Origin of the sequence: Lutibacter sp. (genome assembly GCF_013041805.1) — a bacterium.
In the GTDB taxonomy this organism is placed as follows: domain Bacteria; phylum Bacteroidota; class Bacteroidia; order Flavobacteriales; family Flavobacteriaceae; genus Lutibacter.
On the sequence record NZ_JABDRI010000080.1, the window covers coordinates 1 to 13,552 of the forward strand.

At 33.3% G+C, this 13,552-nt stretch carries 10 protein-coding genes; 9 read left to right on the forward strand and 1 reads right to left on the reverse strand.

Features of this window, described 5'->3' with window-relative positions:
* Positions 1-1,458 (forward strand): translation initiation factor IF-2 (infB, locus tag HKP59_RS10205; protein WP_291806453.1); only part of this gene is annotated, 1,458 nt, incomplete at its 5' end.
* A gap of 61 nt (positions 1,459-1,519) precedes the next feature.
* On the opposite strand, the gene HKP59_RS10210 is transcribed toward infB, so the two are convergent.
* Positions 1,520-1,870 carry an SPOR domain-containing protein gene (locus tag HKP59_RS10210; RefSeq protein WP_291806454.1) on the reverse strand — a complete coding sequence of 117 codons (351 nt, stop codon included), beginning with the start codon at positions 1,868-1,870 and terminating at the stop codon, positions 1,520-1,522.
* Between the two features lie 235 nt (positions 1,871-2,105).
* Between HKP59_RS10210 and HKP59_RS10215 the strand changes: the two genes are divergently transcribed.
* The 8 genes from HKP59_RS10215 (at position 2,106) to HKP59_RS10250 (ending at position 13,515) form a co-directional block, all read left to right on the forward strand.
* Positions 2,106-3,668 carry a c-type cytochrome gene (locus HKP59_RS10215; RefSeq protein ID WP_291806455.1) on the forward strand — a complete coding sequence of 521 codons (1,563 nt, stop codon included), beginning with the start codon at positions 2,106-2,108 and terminating at the stop codon, positions 3,666-3,668.
* Positions 3,669-3,701: 33 nt separating this feature from the next.
* The gene (locus HKP59_RS10220; RefSeq protein ID WP_291806456.1) at positions 3,702-6,758 is read left to right on the forward strand and encodes a TAT-variant-translocated molybdopterin oxidoreductase; all 3,057 of its coding nucleotides are present in this window, start codon (positions 3,702-3,704) and stop codon (positions 6,756-6,758) included.
* Positions 6,759-6,794: 36 nt separating this feature from the next.
* Positions 6,795-8,186, forward strand: coding sequence for an NrfD/PsrC family molybdoenzyme membrane anchor subunit (gene nrfD, locus HKP59_RS10225; RefSeq protein WP_291806457.1), 1,392 nt, complete (start codon positions 6,795-6,797; stop codon positions 8,184-8,186).
* Complete coding sequence (locus HKP59_RS10230) at positions 8,179-8,700, forward strand: DUF3341 domain-containing protein (RefSeq protein ID WP_291806458.1); 522 nt, start codon at positions 8,179-8,181, stop codon at positions 8,698-8,700. Before nrfD ends, HKP59_RS10230 begins: the two co-directional genes overlap by 8 nt.
* 5 nt (positions 8,701-8,705) lie before the next feature.
* Positions 8,706-9,260, forward strand: coding sequence for a cytochrome c (locus tag HKP59_RS10235; RefSeq protein ID WP_291806459.1), 555 nt, complete (start codon positions 8,706-8,708; stop codon positions 9,258-9,260).
* A 29-nt stretch (positions 9,261-9,289) separates the two neighbouring features.
* Positions 9,290-10,633, forward strand: coding sequence for a quinol:cytochrome C oxidoreductase (locus tag HKP59_RS10240; RefSeq protein ID WP_291806461.1), 1,344 nt, complete (start codon positions 9,290-9,292; stop codon positions 10,631-10,633).
* A gap of 88 nt (positions 10,634-10,721) precedes the next feature.
* Positions 10,722-11,729 (forward strand): cytochrome c oxidase subunit II, encoded by a 1,008-nt coding sequence (locus HKP59_RS10245; protein WP_291806463.1) that lies wholly within the window; start codon positions 10,722-10,724, stop codon positions 11,727-11,729.
* Positions 11,730-11,763: 34 nt separating this feature from the next.
* On the forward strand, positions 11,764-13,515 hold the full coding sequence (locus HKP59_RS10250) for a cbb3-type cytochrome c oxidase subunit I (protein ID WP_291806464.1): 1,752 nt from the start codon (positions 11,764-11,766) through the stop codon (positions 13,513-13,515).
* Positions 13,516-13,552 lie beyond the last annotated feature (37 nt).

The following is a 13,552-nucleotide window of genomic DNA, read 5'->3' on the forward strand; positions in this document are numbered from 1 at the left end:
GATTTTATACGTGAAGAAAATGTAATTGCAGGAGAATCAGGAGGAATTACCCAACACATTGGTGCATATGGAGTTGAGTTAAAAAGTGGACAAAAAATTGCTTTTCTTGATACTCCGGGTCACGAGGCTTTTACAGCAATGCGTGCTCGTGGAGGTCAAGTAGCCGATATCGTAATTATTGTAATTGCAGCAGATGATGATGTAATGCCGCAAACGAAAGAAGCAATTAGTCATGCGCAAGCAGCCGGTGTGCCAATTGTGTTTGCCATTAATAAAATAGATAGACCAACAGCAAATCCAGATAAAATTAAAGAACAACTTTCAGCTATGAATCTATTAGTTGAAGATTGGGGAGGAAAAATACAATCACATAACATATCAGCAAAAACTGGTGAAGGAGTTGATGAATTACTTGAAAAAGTATTGCTAGAGGCTGAAATGTTAGCCTTAAAAGCAAATCCAAATAAACGTGCAGTTGGTACTGTTGTTGAAGCCTTATTAGATAAAGGACGTGGTTATGTTTCAACTATTTTAGTTCAAGAAGGAACGTTAAAAATTGGTGATTACATGCTAGCCGGTAAAAATAGTGGTAAGGTAAAAGCAATGTTTGATGAACGAGGGAATAATTTGGATGAAGCAGGACCATCGACACCAGTGTCTATACTTGGTTTAGATGGAGCGCCACAAGCGGGTGATAAATTTCATATTTTTGAAGATGAAAAAGAAGCAAAACAAATTGCGACCAAACGTTCACAGTTGCAACGTGAGCAATCTGTAAGAACACAACGTCATATAACATTAGATGAAATTGGAAGAAGAATTGCTTTAGGAGACTTTAAGGAATTAAATATCATTTTAAAAGGTGATGTTGATGGATCAGTTGAAGCATTAACAGATTCATTCCAAAAATTGTCTACAGATGAAATACAAGTAAATATCATTCATAAAGGTGTGGGAGCAATTACTGAATCTGATGTTTTATTAGCTTCAGCTTCTGACGCTATTATTGTTGGATTTAATGTTAGACCTTCTGGTAACGCAAGGTTACTTGCGGATAACGAAGAAATTGATGTAAGAACTTATTCTATTATCTACGATGCGATTAATGATTTACGCGATGCCATGGAAGGTATGTTATCTGCTGAAATTAAGGAGGAAGTAATTGGTAATGTTGAGATTAGAGAAATTTTTAAAATTTCTAAAGTTGGAAATATTGCAGGTTGTATGGTAGTGAGCGGTAAAATTATGAGAACGTCGAAAATTAGAATTATTAGAGATGGTGTAGTTGTTCATTCAGGTGAATTAATTGCTTTAAAACGTTTTAAAGATGATGCTAAAGAAGTTACTAAAGGATTTGATTGTGGTATTCAAATTAAAAACTTTAATAATATCGAGATCAATGATGTGATTGAAGCATATCAAGAAGTTGAAGTTAAAAAGAAGTTAAAAAGAAATTAAACTTCTAATTAGATATAAAAAAAGCTCGCATTTGCGAGCTTTTTTTGTAAACATTAAATAGCTAAATTTTATCTTCTAAAACAATTGCACCTGAAAATTTTTCTTTAATAATATTTAAAACTTTATCAGCCTCTAATCTTGTAGTAAAATTTCCTACTTGCGTTTTCCATTCTGGTGATTTATATTGTATGTGTGTTGTGTAATCAGGAAATTCTAAATTAAAATTAGATTTAATCTGATATGCTTCTTCTTCATTTCCATTATATAATTGTATTTTATATACAACTGAGTTTTTATTTTTCTTATTAAACTCCCTTTTTTGAGTTATTAACGTGTTAATTTTATCGCTTTCAATTTGTGAGTATAAATTTGAAATTCCTAATATAAACACCATTATTGGTAGAAAAGTCATTTTTTTTAGCGAAACAGTCATAATTATTATTTTTTTTTCAAATTTAAAGTTTTCTTTTTGATGAATGATTGCTAAGTTACTATTTAGAATCATTATAAATTAGAACGAACGTAATTTTTGTATTTTGAAGTTTATATTTATATAGTACTTTTGTCAAATCCTTTAAAAAATGACTTTAGTCATACTTTAAATGAAAATATTGTACCAAACAAGAAAGAAAAGATTTTTTTTACTTATGAAAAGTGTTAAATTACACAGTCAATTATCAAGATTAGTCGTTAGTAGTCTTGCTTTCCTTTTACTATTTTCACTTAGTTTATCTGCTCAACAGGCCGATGTAGCCAATGGAGAGAAACTCTTCAAAGCCAATTGTGCGGCTTGCCATAAACTAGATAAAAAATTGATTGGACCAGCCTTATTAGGTGTGTCGGAGAGGAGAGATCAAGATTGGTTAATTTCTTGGATTAAAGATAGTCCAGGAATGATCAAGTCAGGTGATAAACTTGCAATTCAGGTTTTCGAAGAAAACAATAAATTGCCAATGACAGCAAATCCGCATTTGTCAGATCAGGATATTATTGATATTCTTGAATATACCAAAGGTGAAGAAGTGGTTGAGGCTGCTCCAGTTGCACAAGAGGTTGATCCTGGAGTTGAACGTGGGAAACAAATTTTTAAGCAACAATGTGCAGCTTGTCATAAACTGGAGGGAAAACTTATTGGGCCACCGCTATTACATATTGAAGATAAATATGAAGCAGATTGGCTAAAACTTTGGATCAAGGACAATGCAGCTCTGATTGCTTCAGGTGATAAACTTGCAATTGAAGCATCACAATATGCGCCAATTGCTATGACCGCATTTCCGCAGCTTACTGATCAAGACTTAGATGATTTGTTAAAATATATGGCGGTTGGTGATATTGATAAAATGGCACCAGTTGCTGCTGGAACTGACAATACTGTATTTAAAAATCCAAGTTTTGGAGTTTTACCTACTTTAGGTTTAACAATTCTTGCATTTTTAGTATTAGTTTTAATTGTGGCTAGTACAACATCAAGAAAAGTGGATGAGGATGAAGAGTCAACAGGAAGTATGTTGAAAATGCTCATATTTAATCCATTCTTGCGATTTTTAACATTGATTTTTGTTTTATTAGGAGGAGCGTGGTTGTTGTTTGGATTTTTATGGCAAATTGATGTGAATGAAGGATATCAGCCTATTCAACCAATAGCTTTCTCACATGCAATTCATGCAGGGGATAACAAAATTGATTGTGAATATTGTCACTCATCAGCAAAAAACAGTAAAACTTCTGGTGTTCCTTCAGCAAATGTTTGTATGAACTGTCATAAATCAATTTCAGAATATAATGGAGAGCTGTTTGGAGACTATACCAAGGAAGACTTAGATAATGAAATTCAAAAAATTTATGATGCAGTAGGTTGGGATAAAGAAAACCTAGCGTATATTGAAGGAGCAGAACAAAAACCAATTGAATGGATTAGAATTCATAATTTGGCAGATTTCGCCTATTATAATCACGCTCAACACGTAACAGTGGCTGGAATTGAATGTCAGAAATGTCACGGTCCAGTTGAGGAAATGCACGATATGTATCAGTATTCTCCACTTACAATGGATTGGTGCATTACTTGTCATAGAGAGACACAAGTAGATTTAACAGAGAGTGGATATTATAAAAACATTCATGATCAGTTAGCGAAACAATATGGTGTAGAAAAAGTGACTGCAGCTCAAATGGGTGGATTAGAATGTGGTAAGTGTCACTATTAATATTAATTACGAAGTAAAATAACAAGATATAAAATGGCATCAAACAAAAAATACTGGAAAAGTGTTGAAGAGCTAAAAGAAAATAGCTCGATTGTTGATACGTTAAGGCAAAACGAGTTTGTAGAAGAAATTCCTACAGAAGAGTTTTTAGGAAATAAAGAAAACCTAGAGGCGTCGTCAACATCTCGTAGAGACTTTTTAAAGTACGTAGGATTTACAACTGCTGCTGCTTCTTTAGCAGCGTGTGAAGGTCCTGTAGTAAAAACAATTCCATATGTAATCAAACCAGATGATATTATACCAGGTGTTGCAGAATACTATGCAACTACAATGGCTGATGGTTTCGATTTTGCAAATGTATTGGTAAAAGTTAGAGAAGGACGTCCAATTAAAATTGAACCAAATAAAGAAGCAAAAGGAACTACAAATGCACGTGTGCAGGCTTCTGTGTTATCATTATACGATAGTCATCGTTTAAAAGGTCCAAAAGTAAAGGGTGCTGATGTTTCTTGGGCAGACGTAGATAGCCAAATTATTAAAAAATTAAACGAGGTAAAAGATGCTGGGTTACCAATAGTTCTTTTAACAGGAACTTGCGCAAGTCCATCAACTAGAACTCTAGTAAATAAATTGAACGAAACTTATGGGAATGTAAACCATGTAGTTTATGATGCCGTTTCTGAATCTACTGCGTTAGACGCTTTTAATGAAATGTATGGAACAAGAGCGTTACCAGATTATAACTTAGAAAAGGCAGATGTTATTGTTTCTATTGGAGCTGATTTCTTAGGAGATTGGCAAGGTGGAGGTTTTGATGCTGGATATTCAAAAGGGCGTGTTCCAAAAGATGGAAAAATGTCATACCACGTTCAAATGGAATCTAATATGACGTTATCAGGTGCAAATGCTGATAAACGTGTTATGTTAAAACCATCTGAACAAAATCAAGCACTTATAAAATTATATCAGGCTGTAGTAAAAGGTGTTTCAACTAAAGAGGCAACTCCTTTAAATGATGTAGTTCAAAAGGCTGCTGCTCAAATTAAAAGAGCGGGAAGTAAAGCAGTTGTTTTAACAGGTATTCAAGATAAAAATGCACAGTTATTGGCATTGGCAATAAACAATGCTATTCAAAGTGAAGTAATTGATGTAGTTGCTACTAAAAATATTAGACACGGTAATGACTCAAATGTAGCTCAACTAATTTCAGATATGAATGCTGGTAAAGTTGGAGCTGTTCTTATTTATAATTCAAATCCAGTATATTCTTTACCAAACACATCAGAATTTGTTGAAGGATTGAAAAAAGTAAAACTTTCTGTTGCTTTTTCAATGCAAGATAATGAAACTGTGAGCGCTTGTGAATATGCTTTGGCGACACCTCACTATTTAGAATCTTGGGGAGATGCGTTAATCAAAAAGGGAGAATACAGTTTAATTCAGCCAACTATAAAACCATTATTTAATACTCGTCAGTTTCAAGATACTTTATTAGCTTGGACAGGAGGAACAACTTCGTTCTATGAAGTATTAAAAGAAAATTGGAATTCAAACATATTAGAAGGAACGTCATGGAATCAAGCGCTCCACGACGGAGTTTATGTAAAAGATGTTGTTTCAGAAGTGACTCCTTTAGAAGTAGATGTAGATAAAGCTGCTAGTGAATTAGCAAATATAGGAGGAAGTGATTTAGAATTAGCTTTGTATACAAAAATAGGTTTGGGAGATGGTCAAATGGCAAATAATCCTTGGTTACAAGAATTTCCAGATCCAATTACAAGAACCTCTTGGGACAACTACTTAACCATATCTAAAGCTGATGCAGAAGCAATTGGTGTAGAAAACTATAATGTTGCAAATGGAGCATTAGATGGAAGTTTAGTAGAATTAACTGTAAATGGTATTACCGAAACCTTACCTGCGTTTATTCAACCAGGGCAAGCTAAAGGTTCTTTAGGTTTGGCGTTGGGTTATGGAAGAACTCAAGGTTTAAAAGAAGAAATGAAAACAGGTAAGAATGCTTACCAATTTTACAATAATTTCAAAAGTTACCAATCAAATGTTTCCTTAAAAGTAGTAGAAGGTACACATGAATTTGCATGTGTTCAATTACATAATACCTTAATGGGTAGAGGTGATATTATTAAGGAAACAACTTTAGAAGAGTATAATACAAAAGATTCAAAGGAATGGAATAAAGTTCCGATGGTTTCTTTAGATCATAATGAAGTTGAAGCAACTTCTGTTGATTTATGGGAGTCATTTGACAGATCGGTTGGTCATCATTTCAATCTTTCAATTGATTTAAATGCTTGTACTGGATGTGGAGCTTGTGTTGTTGCTTGTCACGCTGAAAATAATGTTCCAGTTGTTGGTAAGGAAGAAATTAGAAAATCACGTGATATGCATTGGTTGCGTATTGACCGTTATTATTCTCACGAAGAAGATTTTGCAGGTGATGTGGAATTAAAAGAGAGTGGAACGGGAGTATTAGGTTATAAAAATACAATGGCTGATTTAGAAGACCCTTCTGAAAATCCTTCAGTAGCTTTTCAACCAGTAATGTGCCAACATTGTAATCATGCACCTTGTGAAACAGTTTGTCCAGTTGCGGCTACATCACATAGTCGTCAAGGTCAAAACCATATGGCGTATAACCGTTGTGTAGGTACACGTTATTGTGCAAATAACTGTCCATATAAAGTTCGTAGGTTTAATTGGTTTAATTATTCAGAGAATAGTGAATTTGACTATAATATGAACGACGATTTAGGTAAAATGGTATTAAACCCAGATGTTACTGTTCGATCGCGTGGTGTTATGGAAAAATGCTCTATGTGTATTCAAATGACTCAGGCTACTATTTTAAAAGCTAAAAAAGAAGGTCGACCAATAAATACAGATGAATTTGAAACAGCTTGTTCTAATGCTTGTAGTACTGGAGCAATGGTGTTTGGTGATATCAATCATAAAGAAGATACCGTTACTAAATTAACAGAAGATAAGAGATCTTACCATTTATTAGAGCACGTTGGTACAAAACCTAATGTGGTTTATCATGTAAAAGTTAAGAACACTCAAGAAGCATAAAAAATAATATTAATAGATAATAATTAAATAAGAATTATGTCGTCTCATTACGAAGCACCTATAAGAAGACCTTTAATTGTTGGGGAAAAAAGTTACCACGATATTACCGTGGAAGTTGCAGCTCCAGTTGAAGGTAAAGCAAATAAATTATGGTGGACCGCTTTTACAATTGCGTTGCTAGCATTCCTTTGGGGATTAGGATCAATTATTTACACTATAGGAACAGGAATTGGAGTTTGGGGTTTAAATAAAACAGTAGGTTGGGCATGGGATATTACCAACTTTGTATGGTGGGTAGGTATTGGTCACGCCGGTACACTTATTTCAGCAGTACTTTTATTATTCCGCCAAAAGTGGAGGATGGGTATTAACCGTTCCGCTGAAGCGATGACAATTTTTTCTGTGGTACAGGCTGGTTTATTTCCAGTAATTCACATGGGACGTGTTTGGAATGCACATTTTGTATTACCTATACCAAATCAATTTGGAACACTTTGGACAAACTTTAACTCTCCATTACTTTGGGACGTTTTTGCAATTTCGACCTATTTATCTGTTTCACTAGTTTTTTGGTGGACTGGTTTATTACCTGATTTTGCAATGTTACGTGATAGAGCTATAAGACCTTTCCAAAAGAAAATTTATAGCTTATTGAGCTTTGGTTGGAGCGGTAGAGCTAAAGACTGGCAACGTTTTGAAGAGGTTTCTTTAGTATTGGCAGGTTTAGCAACACCATTAGTACTTTCAGTACACACCATTGTATCATTTGATTTTGCCACATCGGTAATTCCAGGTTGGCATACAACAATTTTTCCTCCTTATTTTGTTGCAGGAGCGGTATTCTCAGGATTTGCAATGGTAAATACGTTGCTAATTATTATGAGAAAAGTATCAAACCTAGAAGCCTATATTACAGTGCAACACATTGAATTAATGAACATCGTAATTATGATTACAGGTTCAATTGTTGGTTGTGCCTATATTACAGAGTTATTTATTGCTTGGTATTCAGGAGTTGAATATGAACAATATGCATTTTTAAACAGAGCTACAGGACCTTACTGGTGGGCTTATTTATTAATGATGAGTTGTAACGTGTTCTCGCCACAATTTATGTGGTCTAAAAAGTTAAGAACAAGTATTATGTTCTCATTCTTTATTTCTATTGTGGTAAATATCGGAATGTGGTTTGAAAGATTTGTAATTATTGTTACTTCATTACATAGAGATTATTTACCATCATCTTGGACAATGTTCTCTCCAACGTTTGTTGATATAGGAATCTATGTTGGTACTATTGGGTTCTTTTTTGTTTTGTTCTTGTTATATGCTAGAACATTCCCGGTAATTGCGCAAGCTGAAGTAAAATCTATTTTGAAGTCATCAGGTGAACATTATAAAAAATTAAGAGACGGAAATCATGAGTAATAAAGTAGTACAAGCAATGTATAATGATGATGATATCTTATTGGATGCAGTGAAAGAAACTCGTTCATCAAATCATCATATTGAAGAAGTTTATACACCTTTTCCAGTTCATGGATTAGAAAAAGCAATGGGCTTAAAAGATACACGTATCGCTATTACAGCATTTATGTATGGTTGCGTTGGATTTATGTTTTCTATTTGGATGATGAATTATATGATGATTGAACAATGGCCTCAAGATATAGGTGGGAAGCCAAGTTTTTCTTTCATTCAAAATATGCCTGCATTCGTTCCTATTATGTTTGAAATGAGTGTGTTTTTTGCAGCGCATTTAATGGTAATTACCTTTTATATGCGTAGTAAATTATGGCCGTTTAAAGAAGCTGAAAACCCTGATCCTAGAACAACTGATGATATGTTTGTGATGGAAGTATTAGTGGATAATAACGAAGCAGAATTAGTTTCCTTTTTAGAAAAAACGGGAACAGTTGAAATTAAAGTAACTGAAAAGTAATTAAAATGAAAAACATTTTAAAAATAACAATAGCATTGGCTTTTACAATTTTGTTATCATCTTGTTGGAGTGATAAAACAAAGCCAAATTATCAATATATGCCTGATATGTATAAGTCTGTAGGCTATAATACTTATTCAGTAAATCCAAACTATGAGAATGGAATGACCACTCAGCTACCTGTGGAAGGTGCAATTGCTCGAGGTCAAGTTCCATATGATTATCCAAATACTAATGAAGGATATGAAGATGCCAAGTTAAATTCAATGAATCCATTGGAAGTTAATGACCATAACTTAGAAAGAGGTGAAGATTTATATACAATTTATTGTACGGTTTGTCACGGTAAAAATGGAGAAGGAGATGGAACATTGGTGCAAAGAGAAAAGTTTTTAGGAGTTCCTAATTATAAAGATAGAGAAATAACAGAAGGTAGTATTTACTATGTAATTATGCATGGTAGAAATTTAATGGGATCTCACTCTTCTCAATTGACAGCTAAAGAACGTTGGCAAGTTACAATGTATGTAGAGCAATTAAGAAATGAATTATTAAAATAACACTTTTACTAAGATAGAATTTTAAGAATATGTATACCTTTTCAAGTAAATTAAAAACAGTTGCATTCGCTCTAATGATTATTGGATTTTTAGGTGTTGCTTATGGTTTTTTCACTGCCCCAAGTTCAGTAGAAGATGTTCAGCTAATAATGAAAGATAGTCATGAAGCACATGGGGAAGTTGCAGAAACTCATGTAAATGAAACTCATGATGTTACTGAAACATCTCATGAAGTTGATTCGCACGAAGCAGATTCACATTCTGGTGATGAACATGCAGAACATATATTACATCTATTACAAAATAAACCTTGGTCAGCTTTATATGTTGCATTGTTTTTCTTTTTTATGATATCATTAGGAACTTTAGCTTTTTATGCTATTCAACATGCTGCTCAAGCAGGATGGTCAGTTGTCTTATTTAGAGTAATGGAAGCAATAACTTCATATTTGCCAGTTGGAGCAATTTTATTGTTTGTGTTTTTTGTATTATCATCATTACACTTAAACCATCTTTTTACATGGATGGATCCAGAAGTAGTTGCTCATGATGAACTAATTGCAAATAAATCAGGATATTTAAATGTACCATTCTTTTTAATTAGAGCAGCAATCTATATGGTAGGTTGGATTTGGTATCAAAGACATTCAAGAAAATTAACATTAGCTCAAGATAACGCAACAGATTTAAGTAATTACACCAAATTATTTAAAAGATCAGCGGCATTTTTAGTATTTTTCTTGGTAACAGAATCAATGATGTCTTGGGATTGGATTATGTCTTTAGACCCACACTGGTTTAGTACACTTTTTGGATGGTACGTATTTGCCAGTATGATTGTTTCTGCTATAACGACTATTGCTTTAGTATCAATCTATTTAAAAGGAAAAGGCTATTTAGAATTTGTGAATGATAGTCATTTACATGATTTAGCTAAATTTATGTTTGGATTTAGTGTTTTTTGGACTTATTTATGGTTCTCACAATTTATGCTAATCTGGTATGCAGACATCCCAGAAGAAGTTACTTATTTTGTAACTAGGTTTAATGATTATAGATTACCATTTTTAGGAATGCTAGTGTTGAATTTTGTATTCCCATTATTAGTATTAATGAATAGCGATTACAAACGTGTAAATTGGTTTATTGTTGCAACAGGAATTGTAATCTTGATTGGACATTATGTTGATATTTTTGTAATGATTATGCCAGCAACAGTTGGTGATCAATGGTTCTTTGGAATATCTGAAATAAGTTCTGCCTTATTAATTTTAGGGATATTTATTTATGTTGTTTTCACAGCATTATCAAAAGCTCCATTATTAGCAAAAGGAAATCCTTTTATTAAAGAAAGTGAACATTTTCACTACTAAATATTAAAAATATTATAAAAAAAATCCTGAATTCATTTTGTTCAGGATTTTTTTTATATTTGGCATCTCTAATAACTAACTAAAAAATATGACAGCATTACTATATGTTTTACTTGCCATTGTAATTTGCGTGGCCTTATGGCAAATTACAAGCATACTAAATTTAAAAAGTGCCATAGCCACTGAAAGAGATAATAATACACAAGGAATATTATTTGCAGCTTTTGGTATTTTCTTTTATGGTTTAATGATATTTTCATTTTGGAAATATTCTGTGATTTTATTACCTGAATCTGCATCTTTTGAAGGAGAAGAGTATGATACATTGTATTTAATAACAATGTTACTTATCCTTTTTGTTCAAGCAGTGATGCAATTTTTATTGTTTTACTTCGCATTTAAATACCGTGGGATTAAAGGTAGAAAAGCATTGTTTTATGCAGATAGTACCAAGTTAGAAATTATTTGGACTGTAATACCTACTCTTGTTTTATTTGGGATTGTATTGTATGGACTTACCGTATGGAATGATGTAATGGACGCATCAGATGCCGAAGATCCATTAATTGTTGAGGTATATGCGAAGCAATTTCAATGGGAAGCGCGTTATGCAGGAAACGATAATGAACTTGGTTTAGCGAACGTGAGAAATATAAAAGGAATCAACACTATGGGTGTGGATATGACTGATAAGAATGCACAAGATGATATTCCTGTGAGAGAATTACGATTACCTAAGGGTAGAAAAGTAATTTTTAAGTTCCGTTCTCAAGATGTACTGCATTCTGCTTATATGCCACACTTTAGAGCTCAAATGAATTGTGTTCCAGGTATGGTTACTCAATTTGCATTTACTCCAAAACTTACGACTGAAGAAATGCGAGTAAATGAAAAAACAATGGCGAAAGTTGATGGTATCAATAAGATTAGAGCTGAAAAAGGCGAGGATGCATATGAATTTGATTATTTGTTATTATGTAATAAAATCTGCGGATCATCTCATTACAATATGCAAATGAAAATTATTGTTGAAGAAGAAGCCGATTTTAACGCTTGGTTAAAAGATCAAAAAACAATGGCTCAAGTTGTACAATAAAAACTAACTACTATACTACTAAAAAAAATATAATATGTCAAATCATCATCATAAAGAAACATTTATAACCAAATATGTTTTTAGTACAGACCATAAAATGATTGCTAGACAGTACTTAGTTACTGGGATTTTTATGGGAGTTATAGGTGTATTTATGTCTATGTTATTTCGTTTACAAATAGCTTGGCCAGATCAATCTTTCAGTTTAATTGAAGCTTTTTTAGGTCGCCACCAAGACGGTGGAGTTATGACACCTGATATTTATTTAGCCTTGGTTACCATCCACGGAACAATTATGGTATTTTTTGTTTTAACGGCTGGTTTAAGTGGAACTTTCAGTAACTTATTAATTCCACTTCAAATTGGAGCTAGAGATATGGCATCAGGATTTTTGAATATGGTTTCTTACTGGTTATTCTTCTTATCTAGTGTTATCATGGTTATTTCATTATTTGTTGAAGCTGGTCCTGCATCTGCTGGGTGGACTATTTACCCTCCGTTAAGTGCATTGCCTCAGGCAATTCCTGGTTCTGGAATGGGAATGACACTTTGGTTAATTTCAATGGCTATTTTTATTGCATCCTCATTATTAGGTTCATTAAATTATATTGTAACAGTGCTAAATTTAAGAACTGTTGGAATGAAAATGACAAGGTTACCTTTAACAATTTGGGCTTTCTTTGTAACCGCAATTATTGGGGTAGTTTCATTTCCAGTATTGTTATCGGCAGCATTACTTTTAATGTTCGACAGAAGTTTTGGAACCTCTTTTTTCTTGTCAGATATTTTTATTCAAGGAGAAGTTTTACATTATCAAGGTGGTTCACCAGTATTGTATGAGCATTTATTTTGGTTTTTAGGGCATCCTGAAGTTTATATCGTATTATTACCTGCCTTAGGAATTACTTCTGAAATTATTTCAACAAACTCTAGAAAACCTATTTTTGGTTATAGAGCTATGATTGGTTCAATAATAGCAATTGCGTTTTTATCAACAATTGTATGGGGTCATCATATGTTCGTATCAGGTATGAACCCTTTCTTAGGGTCTGTATTTACCTTTACAACACTGTTAATTGCAATCCCATCAGCGGTTAAGGCATTTAATTATTTAACAACATTATGGAAAGGGAATTTACAAATGAACCCGGCTATGCTGTTTTCTATAGGTTTAGTGTCAACATTTGTTTCGGGTGGTTTAACAGGATTGGTACTTGGAGATAGTGCCTTAGATATAAATGTACATGACACTTATTTTGTGGTTGCTCACTTTCATTTAGTGATGGGAGTTTCGGCAATCTATGGGATGTTCGCAGGGGTCTATCACTGGTTTCCAAAATTATTTGGTAGAATGATGAATAAAACGTTAGGCTATTGGCATTTTTGGATTACAGCAGTTGCTGCGTACGGTGTATTTTTCCCAATGCATTTTATCGGTTTAGCTGGTTTACCACGTAGGTATTATGCAAATACGGCATTCCCTTTATTTGATGATGTAGCTGATGTGAATATTGTAATTACATTATTTGCAATTTTAGGAGGTGCTGCCCAGTTAATATTTTTAGCTAATTTCTTTATAAGTATTTATAAAGGGAAGAAAGCGGAGCAAAACCCTTGGAAATCTAACACGTTGGAATGGACAACACCTGTAGAACATATTCATGGTAACTGGCCAGGCGAACTACCAACAGTACATCGATGGGCATATGATTATAGTAAGCCAGGACACGATGAAGATTTTGTTACTCAAACTACACCTTTATATGAAGGAGAAGAACCTTCTTAAAGTATAAAGTGAATATATGTAAACCTTTCTAATTTTT

Coding starts and splice junctions, on each gene's coding strand:
- HKP59_RS10250 (WP_291806464.1), top strand. CDS start 11,764: ATGTCAAATCATCATCATAAAGAAACATTTATAACCAAATATGTTTTT.
- HKP59_RS10215 (WP_291806455.1), top strand. CDS start 2,106: ATGAAAAGTGTTAAATTACACAGTCAATTATCAAGATTAGTCGTTAGT.
- HKP59_RS10230 (WP_291806458.1), top strand. CDS start 8,179: ATGAGTAATAAAGTAGTACAAGCAATGTATAATGATGATGATATCTTA.
- HKP59_RS10235 (WP_291806459.1), top strand. CDS start 8,706: ATGAAAAACATTTTAAAAATAACAATAGCATTGGCTTTTACAATTTTG.
- HKP59_RS10220 (WP_291806456.1), top strand. CDS start 3,702: ATGGCATCAAACAAAAAATACTGGAAAAGTGTTGAAGAGCTAAAAGAA.
- HKP59_RS10210 (WP_291806454.1), bottom strand. CDS start 1,870: ATGACTTTTCTACCAATAATGGTGTTTATATTAGGAATTTCAAATTTA.
- HKP59_RS10240 (WP_291806461.1), top strand. CDS start 9,290: ATGTATACCTTTTCAAGTAAATTAAAAACAGTTGCATTCGCTCTAATG.
- HKP59_RS10245 (WP_291806463.1), top strand. CDS start 10,722: ATGACAGCATTACTATATGTTTTACTTGCCATTGTAATTTGCGTGGCC.
- nrfD (WP_291806457.1), top strand. CDS start 6,795: ATGTCGTCTCATTACGAAGCACCTATAAGAAGACCTTTAATTGTTGGG.